This is a genomic window from Pedobacter sp. UC225_61 (genome assembly GCF_044452285.1).
GTDB lineage: Bacteria > Bacteroidota > Bacteroidia > Sphingobacteriales > Sphingobacteriaceae > Pedobacter.
Window position 1 is genome coordinate 2,083,672 of record NZ_JBIOAL010000001.1, and the last position, 17,161, is coordinate 2,100,832.

General features: G+C 34.3%; 11 protein-coding genes and 1 pseudogene. 6 read left to right on the forward strand and 6 right to left on the reverse strand.

Annotation, left to right across the window (positions count from 1 at the left end):
- Positions 1 to 111 precede the first annotated feature (111 nt).
- From ftsA to ACHMWN_RS09690, 4 genes and pseudogenes are all read left to right on the forward strand, one after another.
- A pseudogene (gene ftsA / locus ACHMWN_RS09675) lies at positions 112 to 1,471 on the forward strand (cell division protein FtsA).
- Between the two features lie 128 nt (positions 1,472 to 1,599).
- Positions 1,600 to 3,249 carry a cell division protein FtsZ gene (ftsZ, locus tag ACHMWN_RS09680; protein ID WP_397300237.1) on the forward strand — a complete coding sequence of 550 codons (1,650 nt, stop codon included), beginning with the start codon at positions 1,600 to 1,602 and terminating at the stop codon, positions 3,247 to 3,249.
- 151 nt (positions 3,250 to 3,400) lie between these two features.
- Entirely contained in the window at positions 3,401 to 4,645 is a 1,245-nt protein-coding gene (locus tag ACHMWN_RS09685) for an aminotransferase class I/II-fold pyridoxal phosphate-dependent enzyme (RefSeq protein WP_397300239.1), read from the forward strand.
- 252 nt (positions 4,646 to 4,897) lie between these two features.
- Positions 4,898 to 5,074, forward strand: a complete 177-nt coding sequence (locus ACHMWN_RS09690; protein ID WP_397300241.1) for a histone H1 — start codon at positions 4,898 to 4,900, stop codon at positions 5,072 to 5,074.
- 68 nt (positions 5,075 to 5,142) lie between these two features.
- Here ACHMWN_RS09690 and dapA read toward each other — a convergent pair whose 3' ends face one another.
- From dapA to ACHMWN_RS09705, 3 genes are read right to left on the reverse strand one after another with little or no spacing between them, the layout of a single operon-like run.
- Positions 5,143 to 6,030: a 4-hydroxy-tetrahydrodipicolinate synthase gene (dapA, locus tag ACHMWN_RS09695; RefSeq protein WP_397300243.1), complete on the reverse strand. Its 888-nt coding sequence runs from the start codon at positions 6,028 to 6,030 to the stop codon at positions 5,143 to 5,145.
- Between the two features lie 50 nt (positions 6,031 to 6,080).
- Positions 6,081 to 8,093 carry an NAD-dependent DNA ligase LigA gene (gene ligA, locus ACHMWN_RS09700; RefSeq protein ID WP_397300246.1) on the reverse strand — a complete coding sequence of 671 codons (2,013 nt, stop codon included), beginning with the start codon at positions 8,091 to 8,093 and terminating at the stop codon, positions 6,081 to 6,083.
- Positions 8,094 to 8,128: 35 nt separating this feature from the next.
- Entirely contained in the window at positions 8,129 to 8,809 is a 681-nt protein-coding gene (locus ACHMWN_RS09705) for a hypothetical protein (protein WP_397300249.1), read from the reverse strand.
- 117 nt (positions 8,810 to 8,926) lie between these two features.
- Here ACHMWN_RS09705 and tyrS point away from each other — a divergent pair, with 117 nt between their 5' ends.
- The gene (gene tyrS, locus ACHMWN_RS09710; protein ID WP_397300251.1) at positions 8,927 to 10,213 is read left to right on the forward strand and encodes a tyrosine--tRNA ligase; all 1,287 of its coding nucleotides are present in this window, start codon (positions 8,927 to 8,929) and stop codon (positions 10,211 to 10,213) included.
- A gap of 55 nt (positions 10,214 to 10,268) precedes the next feature.
- On the opposite strand, the gene ACHMWN_RS09715 is transcribed toward tyrS, so the two are convergent.
- Genes ACHMWN_RS09715 through ACHMWN_RS09725 form a run of 3 tightly spaced genes read right to left on the reverse strand, consistent with a single transcriptional unit; the run spans position 10,269 to position 14,065 of the window.
- Positions 10,269 to 11,252 carry an acyl transferase gene (locus ACHMWN_RS09715; RefSeq protein ID WP_397300254.1) on the reverse strand — a complete coding sequence of 328 codons (984 nt, stop codon included), beginning with the start codon at positions 11,250 to 11,252 and terminating at the stop codon, positions 10,269 to 10,271.
- Between the two features lie 27 nt (positions 11,253 to 11,279).
- Positions 11,280 to 11,630: a hypothetical protein gene (locus ACHMWN_RS09720; RefSeq protein ID WP_397300256.1), complete on the reverse strand. Its 351-nt coding sequence runs from the start codon at positions 11,628 to 11,630 to the stop codon at positions 11,280 to 11,282.
- Between the two features lie 2 nt (positions 11,631 to 11,632).
- Positions 11,633 to 14,065 (reverse strand): penicillin acylase family protein, encoded by a 2,433-nt coding sequence (locus ACHMWN_RS09725; protein ID WP_397300259.1) that lies wholly within the window; start codon positions 14,063 to 14,065, stop codon positions 11,633 to 11,635.
- Positions 14,066 to 14,257: 192 nt separating this feature from the next.
- Between ACHMWN_RS09725 and ACHMWN_RS09730 the strand changes: the two genes are divergently transcribed.
- Entirely contained in the window at positions 14,258 to 17,146 is a 2,889-nt protein-coding gene (locus ACHMWN_RS09730) for a TonB-dependent receptor (RefSeq protein WP_397300262.1), read from the forward strand.
- The last annotated feature ends 15 nt before the right edge of the window (positions 17,147 to 17,161 follow it).

Consider the following 17,161-nt stretch of genomic DNA (forward strand, 5'->3'; position numbering starts at 1 on the left):
CTCCTGCAAAAACAGCAACTGCAAAAGATAAACCTAAGCAAGTTGCTACAACAAAAAGAGAAAACAGATACCAAGAAAAATAAATAACAAACTCAACAAAACAATAAAGTTATGGGCAAAGAAAAATCTACCATTCAATCACCAATCGTAGTAGGATTAGACATTGGTACAACAAAGATTTGTGTTATTGTGGGCCGCAGAACACATCACGATAAAATTGAAGTTTTAGGTATTGGGAAAGCAGAATCTGCTGGAGTAACGCGTGGTGTTGTTTCCAATATTCAAAAAACGGTGCAGGGTATTGCCTCAGCAGTAGAATTGGCAAGTAGTCAATCTAATGTTGAAATCCGTGTAGTAAACGTAGGTATTGCCGGTCAGCATATTAAGAGTTTACAACATCGCGGAATTTTAACGCGTAGAGAGTTAAATAATGAAATTAGCAAAAAAGATATCGACAAATTGGTAGACGATATGTTTAAGTTAGTTATGCCCCCAGGCGAAGAAATCATTCATGTATTACCTCAAGAATTTACCATTGATAATGAGCCAGGCATCAAAGACCCAATTGGCATGGCAGGAGTTCGTTTGGAAGCGAATTTCCATATTATCTCTGGTCAAGTAACTGCTGTTAAAAATATCATGCGTTGTGTAACCAATGCAGGTTTACAAACACAAGAGCTTATTTTAGAGCCTCTTGCATCTTCAGAATCGGTGTTGAGCGATGAAGAAAAAGAAGCAGGAGTTTGTTTAGTTGATATAGGTGGTGGTACTACAGATATTGCAATTTTCCACGAAGGAATTATTCGCCACACAGCTGTAATCCCATTTGGCGGCAATAGTGTAACTGAAGATATTAGAGAAGGGTGTTCTGTAATGCGTAACCAAGCAGAGTTGTTAAAAACTCGTTTTGGATCAGCGTTAGCCGAAGAAAATAAAGAAAATGAAATTATTTGTGTGCCAGGATTGAGAGGTAGAGAGCCAAAAGAAATTTCTGTAAAAAACTTAGCATATGTCATCCAAGCCCGTATGGAAGAGATAGTTGAGCACGTTTATTATGAAATTAAATCTTCTGGATATGAGAAAAAATTGATTGGTGGTGTAGTAATTACTGGTGGCGGAGCGTTATTAAAACATCTAAACCAATTGGTAGAGTACGTAACCGGTTTAGATTGCCGTGTGGGATATCCAAACGAGCACTTATCTAAATACGAAGATATGCCGAAAACAATTTACGATGATTTGAAAAGTCCAATGTATGCAACAAGTGTTGGTTTGTTGATAAAAGGAATTCAAAAAGCAGAAGAATTGTTGGAAGAAATGAAGCAACCTGGAGTTTTTGTAGAACAGCCTACGGCAATAAAAAGAGAAAAAACGTAGTGGCGGAGGTTTGTTTGATAAACTACTTAAAAAAACTACAGAATTCATCAAGGATGATATGAATGTAAGCGACGAAGATTACATTAAACCGTAATATTTTTCCACAAATCAGGATTTTTCCACATTATTAACACTTGTGGAAAACGCCTGTTAAAAAAGTGTTAATATTACAAAAGAGATGAACAGAAAATTTCAATTTTTAAACAACTGATTCATAACGATATGAAGTTCGAAATGTTAAAAGATAAGTCATCAATCATCAAAGTTATTGGTGTTGGTGGCGGTGGAGGTAATGCGGTAAACCATATGTACCGTCAAGGAATTACTGGTGTAGACTTTATTATTTGTAATACTGATGCGCAAGCATTGGAGTTTAGCCCTATTCCTAATAAAGTACAATTAGGTTCTAGCTTAACAGAAGGGATGGGTGCAGGCTCAATCCCAGAAGTTGGTAAAAATTCGGCTATTGAAAACATAGACGACATTAAAGCAATGTTAGGTAGCACTACCAAAATGCTTTTTATCACAGCTGGTATGGGCGGTGGTACAGGAACAGGTGCTAGTCCAATTATTGCTCAAGCTGCAAAAGAACTTGATATTTTAACAGTTGCTATTATTACTACACCTTTCGCTTTTGAAGGTAAAAGACGTAAAATGCAAGCTGACGATGGTTTAGATGAATTGAAAAAGTATGTAGATTCATATTTAGTCATCTCTAATGATAGATTGCGTGAAATCTTCGGAAACTTAACACTGGGTTCAGCATTCGCACAAGCGGATGATATTTTAACAACTGCCGCTAAAGGCATTGCAGAAATTATTACAGTTCCTGGTTATATCAACGTTGATTTTAAAGATGTACGCACTGTAATGAAAGACAGTGGTGTATCGATAATGGGTAGTTATGCTGCAGAAGGTGAAAATCGTGCTTTAGCAGCAGTAGAAGGTGCCTTGGCATCACCATTGTTAAAAGATAACGAAATTGAAGGTGCTAGATATATCTTATTAAATATCAGTTCGGGTGTACGTGAAGTAACTATGGATGAGGTTACAATCATTACAGATTATATTCAAGATAAAGCAGGTCTTTCTGCTGATTTAATTTGGGGTAATTGTATTGATGAAAACTTAGGCGATAAATTATCAGTAACTATTATTGCGACTGGTTTCCAAACTACTGAGCAAAGAGCAAAAGATAAACAGAATGTTAAAAAAATCTCTTTATTAACTCCAGAAGAGGCACCATTAGTTAGACCAGTTGAGCCAGTAAATTCTTTTATCGAAGCTAAACAAGAGGTTGTAAGTGATGAACCTGTTTTGAAAGTACAAGATGAGCCAAAACAATCTGATTTGTTTGGAGACTTATTTAACTTAAATAGAACACCTAAAGTAGAGGAAGAAGAAAACTTAACTATTGTTCATCAGTTAACAGTAGAGGAAGAAGCTCCAATGGCTGAAGCTGTGCAAGAAGCAGGTTTCGAATTTGAAGTAAAGCTTTCAGAAACTGATTTCGTATTTGAAACTCCAGTTGCAGAATTTGAGATTGAAGAAGAGATTAGTATTCCAGAACCAATTGCAGAAATAGAGGAAGTTGGTGCTGATGATGATAAAAACGATGAATCAATTGAAGATCAGTTAAAAAAATCTAAAGAGAGAATTCTAAGACTTAAAGATTTGAGCATGAAATTGCGTACTACAAATGGTTTACAAGAATTAGAAAATGAGCCAGCGTATAAGCGTAAGCAAATGCAATTACAACAAGTTCAACATTCTTCAGAATCGCAAGTTTCTAGATTTACATTAAGCAATGATGAAGATGGATCGACAGAAATTAGACCAAATAATTCATTTTTACACGATAACGTTGATTAATAAACCAAATAAATAAATATACGAAGCCTTAACAATGAAAATTGCTAAGGCTTTTTTTTGTGCTATAAATCTTCCTTTAACGAGTTGTTAAATAGGTATTTTAAGCGTAAATTTGCACCACAAAAACAGATCACACTAAAAACAGATAACATTGGATATTTTCGATAAAGTAGCAAAACGCATGGGCCCAATCGGGCAACACCAAAAATGGTCTCATGGATATTTCTCTTTTCCTAAATTAGAGGGAGAGATTGCACCACACATGAATTTTAGAGGTAAAGAGCATTTGGTTTGGAGTTTAAACAACTATTTAGGCCTTGCTAATCACCCAGAAGTTAGAGAAGCGGATGCAAAAGGAGCAGCAGAATTTGGTATGGCTTACCCAATGGGTGCACGTATGATGTCTGGTAATTCTAAATATCACGAACAATTAGAGCAAGAGTTAGCAGCATTTGTTGGTAAGGAAGATGCGTTTGTATTAAACTACGGTTATCAAGGTATGGTTTCTATTATTGATGCTTTGGTAGATAGAAACGATGTTGTGGTTTACGATGGTGAATCGCATGGATGTATAGTTGACGGATTGCGTTTACACATGGGCAAACGTTTTGTGTATAAACACAATAACATTGCAGATTGTCGTAAACAATTAGAAAGAGCTAGTAAATTAGCAGAACAAACCGGTGGCGGTATTTTAGTTATTACTGAAGGAGTTTTCGGAATGTCAGGAGCTCAAGGTAAATTAAAAGAAATCATTGAACTTAAAAAAGAGTTTAACTTCCGTTTGTTAATTGATGATGCACATGGTTTCGGTACAATGGGACCAACTGGAGCAGGTACTCACGAGGCTCAAGATTGCATTGATGGTGTTGATGTTTATTTTGGAACATTTGCTAAATCTATGGCAGGAATTGGTGGTTTTGTAGCATCAACAGAAGAATTAACAAACTACTTTAGATATAATTTACGTTCTCAAACATTTGCGAAAGCATTACCAATGCCAATGGTAATTGGTTTATTGAAGCGTTTAGAGTTGTTGAAAAACAATCCAGAGTTAAGAGAAAAATTGTGGAAAGTTGCTACAACTTTACAACAAGGATTAAAAGAACGTGGTTTTGATATCGGTGTTACAGACACAGTAGTTACTCCGGTTTTCTTAAAAGGAGAGTTATTAGAAGCTACAGCTTTAACAATGGATTTACGTGAAAATTATGGTATTTTCTGTTCGATTGTAGTATATCCAGTTATACCAAAGGGAATGATAGAGTTAAGGCTTATTCCTACAGCTGTACACACAATGGAAGATGTACAACGAACATTGGATGCCTTTAGCGAAGTGTCTGAAAAACTAAAAAGTGGGTATTATAAAGAGAATAAATTCTCAGCCACAGAATAAAATATAAAAAATGCCCTCACAACACTGTAGAGGGCATTTTTATTTCATAAATAATGTAAAATACTGTAAATCAATTAAATAACTATATTTTTAGATACCTCAGTTGTTTATAACCATCTAAAATGTGGAAAAAAACAGGTATTTAAGCACTTTTTTATTGTTGCAAAAATTTTTTTATTAAAATAAACCTCTTACTTTAGTATAGAGTATTAATCAAAACCTTAAAAAAAACTAAAAAGGAGTAATTAAAAAATGAAAAAATTTAATGAAGTTAAAGCACTTGTTGCAGCTTTAGAAGCTGATGCAGACAAATTCTACAACAAAGCAAACAGCGCAGCAGGTACACGTGTGCGTAAAGGTATGCAAGATCTTAAAAACTTAGCTCAAAGCATTCGTTTAGAGATTCAAGAAACTAAAAACAAAGCTTAATTAGCATTCTTGTTTAAAAAGAAGCGCCCATAACCGAGGCGCTTTTTTTATGTGGTAACTTTTATGGGTTATACTGGTATAGCTAAGCTTTCTAATTGTGCAGCCAAGCTTTTATTAAGCGTTGTAGAAGCCTTAACAAGTGGAAGTCTTACTACATCATCACAAATGTTCAATTGTTTTAATGTAGCTTTTACTCCGGCAGGATTTCCTTCTGCAAACATCAACCGTGTTATTTCTAGTAAACTTAAATGTGCTGGTAAAGCCTTAGCAAAATCTCCTTTTAAGCATAATCTAATCATATCAGATAATAGTTGAGGCAAAGCATTTCCAATTACTGAAATTACACCAATTGCACCAATTGAAATCATGGGTAAAGCAATTGGATCATCACCAGAGATTAATAGAAAATCTTCTGGTTTATCTCTCATAATCTGATTGAATTGTTCAAAACTGCCAGATGCTTCTTTTGTTGCTATTACATTTTTAAAATCATGTGCTAAACGACACGTAGTTTCTGCACTCATATTACTTCCAGTCCGACCAGGTACATTGTATAAAATGATAGGTAATTCGCTTAATTCGCTCAAATATTTGTAATGCTGATAAATTCCTTCTTGCGTTGGCTTGCTGTAATAAGGGCTGACAGAAAGTACAGCGCTATAATTGTTGTTTTCAAAAGTTTTAATGGTTTCTCCAATAGCTAGTGTGTCATTGCCACCAATGCCAGCAACTAATGGTAAACGATTATTGTTAATTTCAGCAGTAAAATCCCACACCTTCTTCTTCTCGTCCTTGTTTAATGTAGCAGTTTCGCCTGTTGTACCTAAGGATACAAGGTAATCTATACCTCCATCAACCAGGTGATTAATCAGTTTTTTTAAACCCTGATAATCTACGGATCCGTCTGTGTTAAAAGGTGTAACTAAGGCTACACCAGTACCGTGAAATTTGTTCATTTTTTAATTAGTCAATTATTTTATTCAATCTCAAAACTATGTTTTGATGTTTATTCGAGTAATGTTAACAGTTCGTCTTCACTAATTAAAGGAACATTTAATTTTGTTGCCTTTTCTAGTTTTGAAGGTCCCATGTTATCGCCGGCGACTAGGTAATTTAATTTAGCCGAAATGCCACTAAGAATTTTACCGCCGTTCTCTTCAATAAGTGCTTTTAATTCTTCTCTGCTGTACTTTTCGAAAACGCCCGAAATTACAAAAGTTTTTCCTAATAATCTATCGCTTTGATAGACTATTGTCTTTTCTTCCACTTCAAATTGTAAACCAGCTGTTTTTAGTAGTTCGATTTGCTTTAAATGATCGGTTTTACTAAAATATTCTTGTATACTTTCAGCAATACGTATACCGATTTCATCAACTGCAGTTAATTCTTCAATTGACGCATTTGCTAAGTTATCTATGTTTTTTAAACCTTTGGCTAATTTTTTAGCGACAGTTTCGCCAACATAGCGTATCCCTAAACCAAAAAGTACTTTTTCAAAAGGCATCTTTTTAGAGTTTTCAATACCCCTTAACATGTTTTCTATTGATCTTTCACCAAAACGTTCAATCAACTTAAGTTCATCTGCTTTTTCATGTAGCGTATATAAGTCGCTAATATGAGCCACTAATCCCCTTTGGTAAAAAGTTTCGATAGTTTCATCACCTAGTCCATCAATATTCATCGCTTTGCGACCAATAAAATGCTGTATTTTACCTACTATTTGTGGTGGACAACCTTCATCATTTGGACAATAAAATGCAACTTCACCTTCTTTTCTAAGTAATGCTGTTCCGCATTCGGGGCAATGTGTAAGATAAACGATTGGTTGAGAATTTGGCTTTCTCAACTCTAAATTGACCTTAATTATTTTCGGGATAATTTCTCCACCTTTTTCTACAAAAACAGTATCGTCTTCATGTAAATCTAAGCGAATAATCTCATCTGCATTGTGCAAAGTTGCTCGTTTAACAGTTGTACCAGCCAATAAAACAGGTTTAAGGTTAGCAACAGGTGTTACTGCCCCAGTTCTTCCAACCTGATAGGTAACTTTTTCTAAAATAGTTTGTACTTCAGCAGCTTTGTATTTATAGGAAATTGCCCAACGGGGCGATTTAGCAGTAAAGCCTAATTCTTGTTGTTGCGCATAATTATTCACTTTAATTACAATACCATCAATATCATAACTTAATTTAAAACGATGATCTTCCCAATAGGCAATAAAATCTAAAACATCATCTATGTTCTTGCTCAGTTTGCTATGTTCAGAAATGTTAAATCCCCAACCTTTTACAGTTTGTAAACTTTCCCAATGTGTCTTAACTAATTGTTTGTCGCTATAAAGAGCATACAAAAAACAATCTAACGGACGTTTGCGTACTTCTTTCGAATCTTGCATTTTTACTGTCCCACTGGCAAAATTTCGTGGATTTGCATATGGTACTTCGCCTAATTCTTCACGTTCTTTATTTAACCTTTCAAATGCCGCAAGATGCATAAAAACTTCACCGCGAATTTCGAAAACTTCAGGAATATTTTCTCCTTTTACTTGATGCGGAATGGTATGAATTGTTTTAATATTTGTAGTTACATCATCACCTTGTGTACCGTCACCACGTGTAACAGCTCTTGCTAAAACACCATTTTCATAGGTTAAGCTAATGGATAATCCATCAAATTTCAGCTCGCAAACGTATTCGAAATCATCGCCTATGGCTTTTTTAACACGTTCATCAAAATCACGTAAATCTTGTTCATTATACGTATTGCCCAAAGACAACATGGGCCATTTATGTTTTACAGTAACGAAATTTTTGGTAATGTCGCCACCAACTTTTTGAGTAGGGGAATTTGGATCAGCAAACTCTGGGTATTCTTTTTCAAGTTGAGCAAGTTGCTCTAATTTTTGATCAAATTCGTAATCGGCAATGGTAGGCATTGCTAATACATAATAATTATAGGTGTGCTGATTTAACTCAGCAACCAGGGCATCCATTTGTTCTTTTACCGCAAAAATCGACATACAACAAATATAAAAAAACGGCTTAAACCACTAGCTTATTTTTTCAAAAGCTTGCCGTCTATTTCATTGAAAATGGACAGATAATTTTTTTTAATAGAAGTTTTGTAAATCGCTAACTGCTCGTTTAATAGTCCAACAGTTGTTTCATTTAAAGGATGAGGCCACAAACGCATGCAAATTCGTTGTAAAGCATAGCTGATGTTTTCTAATTTTTGATAGCTTAATAAATACCTGCTTGACCTGAAACCGTTTAAGAAACTAAAGAATTTATCGGTATCTGTACTTCCACAATTTTTTAAAAACGCGTTTAAAACTTCATCGTCAACTTTATTTAAATGATCATAAAATAAATTGATGTTTACGATATTATCTTCAACCAATAAATGATCTAAAACTAATTCTACACCAATATGTGCTAAAAATGATGGACGTACAGGACTATTTTGAAGTATAGGAATAAGTAGTTTTTTAAGTTTTGTAGTTTCAGTATTGAAAAAATCAGATGAATGAAATAATAGATCGACTTCTAAATGTCGTTTCCATCCTTTTAATAAGGAATTTAATTGATGATTTTCTGTAAAAAGCTCTTCCTTTTTTTGAGGGTAGAAATTCCAATCCTTGTGTGCATTTTTAACCAAGTCGGGCAAAACTGTTCCGATAACCATGTTTTCATCTTGGTTTTCTCTTTCAAAATAAAAATGCGAAAGGAAGTTCATATCGTAAAGATAATTGTTAAAGTATAAAGTAGCTAGTGTGGAATATCAAGATAAGGTCAGTTTCAACTTTGGGCTTTCTGCTTAAAAAACTATCTTTGCGAGCTAAAATAATAAGTAATGACAAATTTTGTTGACGAATTGCGTTGGAGAGGAATGTTGCATGATATTATGCCAAACACCGAAGATAAGCTGAACGAAGGCATGTGTGCTGGTTATATTGGCTTTGATCCGACTGCTGATTCTTTACACGTTGGACACTTAACTCAAATTATGACGTTAATCCATTTTCAAAGAGCTGGACATAAACCGGTGGCTTTGGTAGGTGGTGCAACAGGTATGGTTGGGGATCCTTCGGGTAAATCTGCTGAACGTAATTTGTTGACAACAGAGATACTAAATCACAATTTAGCACAACTAGAAACTCAATTAAGTCGTTTTTTGGATTTTGGAACTGGAGCTAATGCTGCTCAAATGGTAAATAATGCCGATTGGTTCAAAAACATGAATTTTTTAGATTTTATTCGTGATGTAGGAAAGCACATTACGGTGAACTATATGATGGCAAAAGATAGCGTTAAAAAACGTTTGGAAGGTGAAACAGGCATGTCGTTTACTGAATTTAGTTATCAATTGGTACAAGGGTATGATTTCTATTATTTATGGAAACATCATAATTGTGTAATTCAAATGGGTGGTTCAGATCAGTGGGGAAATATTGTTACGGGAACCGAATTGATTAGAAGAAAGGATCAAGGAACTGCATATGCCATTACTACACAATTAATTAAAAAAACCGATGGAACTAAATTTGGTAAAACAGAAAGTGGTGCTATTTGGTTAGATGCTGAGAAAACTTCTCCATATAAATTTTATCAATTTTGGTTAAATTCTTCTGATGACGATGTGAAAAAATGGATACGCATTTTCACGTTAAAAACTCAAGAAGAGATTGAAAAACTGGAAGAAGAACATGATGCAGCTGCGCATTTACGTGTTTTACAAAAAGCATTAGCTGAAGATATTACGGTTAGAACGCATTCGAAAGAAGCTTTAGAAACCGCCATTAAAACTTCTGAATTTTTATTTGGAAATGGAGCTTTAGAATTTCTCCAAACATTAGATTCTAAAAGTGTATTGGAGATATTTGAGGGTGTACCACAATTTACAATTTCGAAAGCAGAACTTAGAGATGGGATTGATATCGCTACACTTTTAGCAGAGAAAACAACTGTATTTCCGTCAAAAGGAGAGGTTAAAAAAACTATTCAGGGTGGTGGATTAAGTGTGAATAAAAATAAAGTTGCAGAGATTACAATAACTTATTCAACAACAGATTTAATTAACGATCAATTTATTATCATTCAAAAAGGAAAGAAGAATTATTTCTTGTTAATTGCTGAATAATTTACCAATTAACAACCTAAAATCCTATACTGAAAAGTATGGGTTTTTTTGTGCCCTATTGTACCAAAAGATTGCAACCTCTAATATCAGCATTGTCGAATCTACCTAAAACTTCGAAACTTCCATCTGAATGAAACTTTCCTAAATCTTGTGTAGCGATAAAAGAGCAGGAATTGATATTTGCCAAATCGATTATATTAATACCCCCACTTTGTTTGTTTTGAACTAAACTTAAAGGATCCGAGGTATCTCTTAATAGAATTTTCATCCAAGGTGGACAATTAAAAATTCCTTGGCCATAAGAATACGCTTGAGAAAGCAACTCCGTCATTCCGTATTCGCTATGAATGCGATTTACACCAAAGCCCGCGTATAGAACTTCATGTAATTCTTCACGAACCATTTCTTTACGTTTGCCCTTCATTCCGCCAGTTTCCATCACAATCAACTCAGGAAAATCAATTTTAAATTGTTCTACGAAATCTAATAGGGCATAGGTTACGCCAATTAAAATCGTTTTTTGACCAGTCTTTTTTAATTCTAATAAAGTGGTGAAAAGCTGATCAAGGTTGTGCAAAAAATATCCACTTTTTGGGTGTTCGCTTTGTTTTAGTAAATCATCAACCATGTAAATTAGAGATGAACCTTCTCGCTCTAAATAAGATGGGAGTAAGGCTAAAATACAAATCTCTTTTGCATCGTTGTAAAATTGTTCGAAAGCTTTGTTAAAACTTTGCTCGTAAATAGTCACATCGGTGACTAAATGTTTGCTAGTAGTTTGGCCAGTAGTTCCCGAGCTACTAAAAATAATTTCAGGGTTTAATTTTGAGCTTAAAACTTCGTGAGTTTTAAAGAAACTAATGGGTAGAAAAGGAATTTTTTTGTAATTATTTATGGAAGTTAAATCAATTTTCAGGTGATGAATGTAATCATGATATACTTCGCAATTTTTTTCTTGATGCTGAAATACAGCTAAAGCCACTTCATTAAAAAAGACTTCATTATCAATAGAAAAAATTTGTTCAGGAGTTATGTTCACTGCACAAAAATACGAAGAAATATAGATTTAGGCGGGCGTTTTCAGGCTAATTACTGCTTTTCTAAAATGATGACCGCAATAACCACTAATCCCAGCTACTAAACCACCCAATAAGGCGGTAATTAATAGGACTAAGGGCCAAAGTTTAACGCTTAACATTTCAGCAACTCGAGTAGCTAAAACATTGTGATTTGGTAAACTTTTAAATAAAGCCATTCCTAGCCAAAGCACAAAAATTGCTAAAAATGGTTGCCAAAAAGATATTTTACCGGTTTTACCAATTAGGCCACAGGTGGCGAAAGATATGATGATAATTACCCACCAAGGCAAAACTAGTTGTAGTAAAAAAGAGGCTATAATGATGACTAAAAAAACCATATTTATTTTTTTGAAATTTTGTAATGAGAAATTATTTTGCCCGATTTATCATCTGGAGATTGCATAAAGAATAAATTGTAAAGTTTGCCTTCTGCCCAAGTATCAATCATATTATCATAAAATGGACTCCCTGGATTGCCAGATTGGCCGCCTGGATAAACGCCATGACCTTTAGGTGTTTTACCTAATTCAATCACCATTCTCCACGATGGTCCATTGCTTTCACTTAGTGCATTAACAGTACTTTTTCCGCCACCAATTAACAGTTTTTTAGAACCAAAACCTGGGATTTTAGCTAAATGCGGCACATTGGTGTTTTTAACTTTACCCCAATTCCAATTTTTGCCAATTGCACCGTATTTTCTTTCTAAGCTATCACAGGTGAATTTAAATGATTCATTCACTAAATCTTTTAAAGTTTCTTTTTGACTGGTTTTTACATTATCAAACCATTTAGAGTTTGGGTCTTTTTGAATCAATTCTATGGTACGATCTCTTGATGGATAACGCATTGGGATATTTGCGATAGTAAATTCGTCATCCCAAATATCATAGTTTAAGCGTTTGTTCCATAAGTCGAAAATACTAGCAGCAACCTCTTTAGCTTCGAAAAATTTATTCCACTTTGTGGTAATATTTAATGCTTCTTTTTGAGTTGCGTTTAGTTGTGTAGAGTCAACCAATGGTAAAATATAAGGCAATAAATTTTCTGCGATTATGCTGTATGAATCACGCTGCAAATTACGCATACTATCAACATTTGCCTTCGTCATAGCGGTAAGTCTATCGTTAATTCTCTTTCCGCGTTCGTAGGGAGAAAATTCCCAATTGATGTAATATGGGTAAGTTGTATCCGTAGAAGATTGATTAGCAGAACTTACAAAGTTGCGAGGTGGATTTTTAACTGTCGGATTTTGCGATGCAGGAATCCATCCATGCCAATCGTTTCCAGGATCTGAACCATCTAAAATGAATTTACCTTGATCTTTCCATTTCAATGGGAATTTACCATTTGGCGTAATAGCAATATCGTTATCAGCACTTGCAAAAACAAAATTCTGTGCAGGAGCCGTATAATAGGTTAGGGCTTTTCTATAGTCAGCATAGTTTTTACCTCTATTTAAATAATAGAAAGTCATTAACTCATTCGATTTATCATGTGCAATCCATCTTAAGGCATTTCCAATCGGAACATTACTTGCTTTGCTATATTTAGGTTTTTGAAAATAAACTACAGGTCCTTGATGAGTATAATAAACCGTGTCAATTTCATCTGCTGAACCTCTAATTTTAATTTTTTCTAGTCGCTGGGTTGTATTTTTCCATTCGTTATTGCACCAATAATTTTTATGGCTATTATCTTTAAATTTAATTTGATAAAAATCTAAAACGTCTGCTGCAACATTGGTTACACCCCAAGCTATATTTTGATTAAATCCGATAATAATTCCTGGAGCACCAGGTAGTGAAACTCCATAAGAATTTAAACCAGGAGCATGTAATTGAATTTGATACCAAATAGAAGGTAGGGTTAAATCTAGGTGCGGATCATTTGCTAATATAGGATATCCTGAAGCTGTTTTAGCGCCAGAAACAGCCCAATTATTGCTGCCAATTCCCTCTATCTTTTGCTTTGTTTGTACATTTCCAGTCAACATTTCCGTGTATCCCTTTGGTGTCGGTGGAATTGGAAGTGGAGTAAAATCCCATTTTGTACCTACAGGAATAATAGGGTCTTCCTTAAAAGGATAATCTGGAAAAAGATCTTTAGTAATTTCTGGTCCAAACTTTTTAAGAATATTGGTCATGTAAAATTCATCAGAACCCATTGCCAGAACCGCAGACATTTGCTTAAGCAATAAAGCGCATTTGATAGGTGTCCAATCTTCTGGTTTAAAATCTAATAATTTATATTCTAATGGTAGGTTTGCGCTAGATAATGAGTGGATATAATCGTTAATTCCTGCGGTATAAGCCAAAATCATTTCTCTAGCTTTCGGATCTTCCATCATTCCTTTTAAAGAATTTTCAGCACCATATACCATGCCCATCCTACGTTGATATCTATCTACTTCAATTGCTTTTTTTCCAACAATTTCAGAAATTCTTCCTGCAGCAAATCTAGTTTGAAAATCCATTTGCCAAAGGCGATGCATAGCCGTTACATACCCTTGTGCATAATACACGTCATGATCGTTTTGAGCAAAAACATGAGGAATCATTCTATCATCAAAAAGAATGTCAATCTTATCATGTGCGCCTTTAAGAGCAATTTTCTTGTTTGCAGTAATCATATTACTTTCGGCATTCTGCCAAAAACCAGTAAAAGGATTTAAAAATTTAAGTATTGGTGGGGTATCTCCAAACTTAGTATTTAAGACATAAGCTAATAAAATAGGTATGATAATGCAGATAAGGGCTTTTGCTCTATTCATTAGGGTAATTTAAGTTTATTTGGTTGATTCTGTTTCAATTGCAGAAACTTACTTCTGCAATTTACTATAAAATTAAATTCATTTATAATCAAATTAGATTTTGCTATATAAATTTTATGCCGAATAGAATTTGTTACTAACAAAATTTGTATTAAGTTTATAGTAAATAAACAAAATATAAACTACTTAAGTATGAAGAAAATTTTTACAAAAGTCATTTTTATGCTTTTTATGTTGCTCACAACTGGAGTTGTAGCGCATGCTCAAAGCATTGTGGTTAGCGGTACTGTTACAGATAAGCTAACTAAAGAGCCTATTCCTGGCGTGAGCGTAACTATAAAAGGGAAAACTATTGGATCTTCTACAGATTTAAAAGGTCAATTCTCATTTAGTACGACTGAAAAAGTACCTTTTACCTTAAACATTTCTTACATAGGTTATACAACTGTAGAAAGAGAAGTGACAGGTAACACTTCTAACTTAACGTTCGAATTAGAAAGTGGAGTAGTTTTAGGGCAAGAAGTAGTTGTTTCTGCATCAAGAACACCAGAACGTATTTTAGAATCTCCTGTTTCTATTGAACGTATTAGTTCTGCTGCTTTAAAAGAACTTCCAGCACCTTCTTTTTATGATGCTTTAAATAATCTAAAAGGCGTAGAAATGAGTACTCAAAGTATGACTTTCAGATCAGTTAATACTCGTGGTTTTAATGCCAATGGTAACGTTCGTTTTAATCAATATATTGATGGAATGGACAATCAAGCACCAGGTTTAAACTTCTCGGTTGGTAATATCGTAGGTTTAACAGAGTTAGATGTTGATAATGTGGAGTTATTACCGGGTGCTGCATCTGCATTATATGGTGCTGGTGGTATCAATGGTACTTTATTGATGACATCAAAAAATCCTTACCAATATCAAGGAGCAAGTTTTCAATACAAAACAGGTATTAATCATGTAAATGATGATAAAACAGGGCAAGGTGTACAAGAATTTAAAGAATTAAATGTGCGTTTGGCAAAATCATGGAATAATAAATTTGGTTTTAAAACATCATTTGGGTTTTTACAAGCGAAAGATTGGGCTGCTACAGATACAAGAAACTTTGATAGAACTGCTCGTCAGTTAAAAAGCGGAGATAGAAATAGTGATCCAAATTATGATGGTGTAAACGTTTATGGAGATGAGATTAGTCAGAATATGATTAACGTATCTCAAAGCGTACAGAACCAAACTATTGCAGGTATTAATGCTGCAACAAGCGGTGCTATTCCGAATATTAAAACAATGATAGATGGTGCATTTCCAGGAATAGTTCCTAATGCTGCACAACAAGCTGCATTTTTAGGTGGTTTGCCAGCAGCATTAAGACCAGCTGTTGCAAATTATTTTCCATTTTATGTTGGTTTAAAAGCTGGATTAATTCCAAATCAATTTGTTTCGAGAACTGGTTATAATGAAACTGATTTAGTTGATTATGATACTAAATCTTTAAAGACATCAACCTCTTTACACTATAAATTTAACAATACTGTTGAAGCTATTGCACAAGCAAATTGGGGTACTGGTACATCAGTTTATACAGGTACAGATCGTTATTCATTAAGAAACTTTAAAATTGGTCAATATAAATTAGAGTTAAAAGGACAAGATTTCTTCTTAAGAGGTTACACCACTCAAGAACGTTCTGGCGATGCTTATAATGCAACGATTTTAGGTACTTTTATTAATGAGGCTTGGAAACCATCTACTACTTGGTTTCCTCAATACATTGGAAATTATGTTGGTGCTAGAGCAGGTGGACAAACTGATGCTGCTGCACAAGCTTATGCAAGATCACAAGCGGATATTGGCCGTTTAGTACCTGGTACTGCTGGTTATGAAACTGCTAAGAGCGCAATTGCATCTAAAACTATTGGTCCAGCAAATGGAGCTAAGTTCAATGATAAAACCAACTTATATCATTACGAAGGTATGTACAACTTCTCTAATGCATTTAATAATGTAGTAGAGTTAATTGTTGGAGCATCTTATCGCGATTACTTTTTGCATTCAGAAGGTACTATCTTCGATGATTTAACTCGTGACATTGTAATTGATGAATACGGAGCTTATGCGCAATTAGGTAAGAAATTTGGCGACAAATTTAAAATGACTGTTGCTGGTCGTTATGATAAAAGCAAGAACTTCGAAGGTAGACTTACTCCTCGTATAACAGGTGTATGGACAGTTGCTCCTAACAATAATATTAGAGCATCGTTCCAAACAGGTTACCGTAATCCAACTACACAAGATCAGTATATTGATTTAGCTGTAGGTGGTGGTTCAACTCGTTTAATTGGTGGTTTACCAGAGTCAATTAATAAATATAATTTAAACACAAATAAAGGTGTAACTGCTGCAAGTTATAGAGCATTTTTAGCTTCAGCAGCTGCTGGCGCTCCAAATACTACATTATTGCAGCCATATACTTTTGATGCTGGCGGTTTACGTCCTGAAAGTGTTAAATCTTTCGAGGTAGGTTACAAAGGCTTAGCTACAAGAAGCTTATTAATTGACGCTTACGCTTATTATAACATCTATGAAGACTTTATTGGCGGTGTAGAATTATATCAAAACCCAACTACAACAGCTGTTAAATTTAGCGTTCCTGTAAATATTGCTACAAAAGTTAAATCGTATGGTGGTGCTTTTGGTTTAGATTATCAAGTAGGCAAGTTTAACTTTAATGGAAATACTTCTTATAATAAATTAAGTGATATTCCTGCAGGTTTCGATAATAACTTTAACACTCCAGAATGGAGATTTAATGCTGGTGTTGGTAGTAAAGAAATCATTAAAAACTTTGGTTTCAATGTTCAATACCGTTGGCAAGATCAGTTCTATTGGAACTCAACTTTTGCAACTGGAACAGTTCCTTCATATTCAACATTTGATGCACAAGTTAACTTGAAAATACCTTCGGTTAAATCTGTTGTTAAATTAGGAGGTTCAAATGTTTTAAATAAATATTATAGCACTTCATTTGGTAACCCAGAAGTTGGCGCACTTTATTATTTATCATTTACATTTAATCCGTAGTAGATCTTATATTTT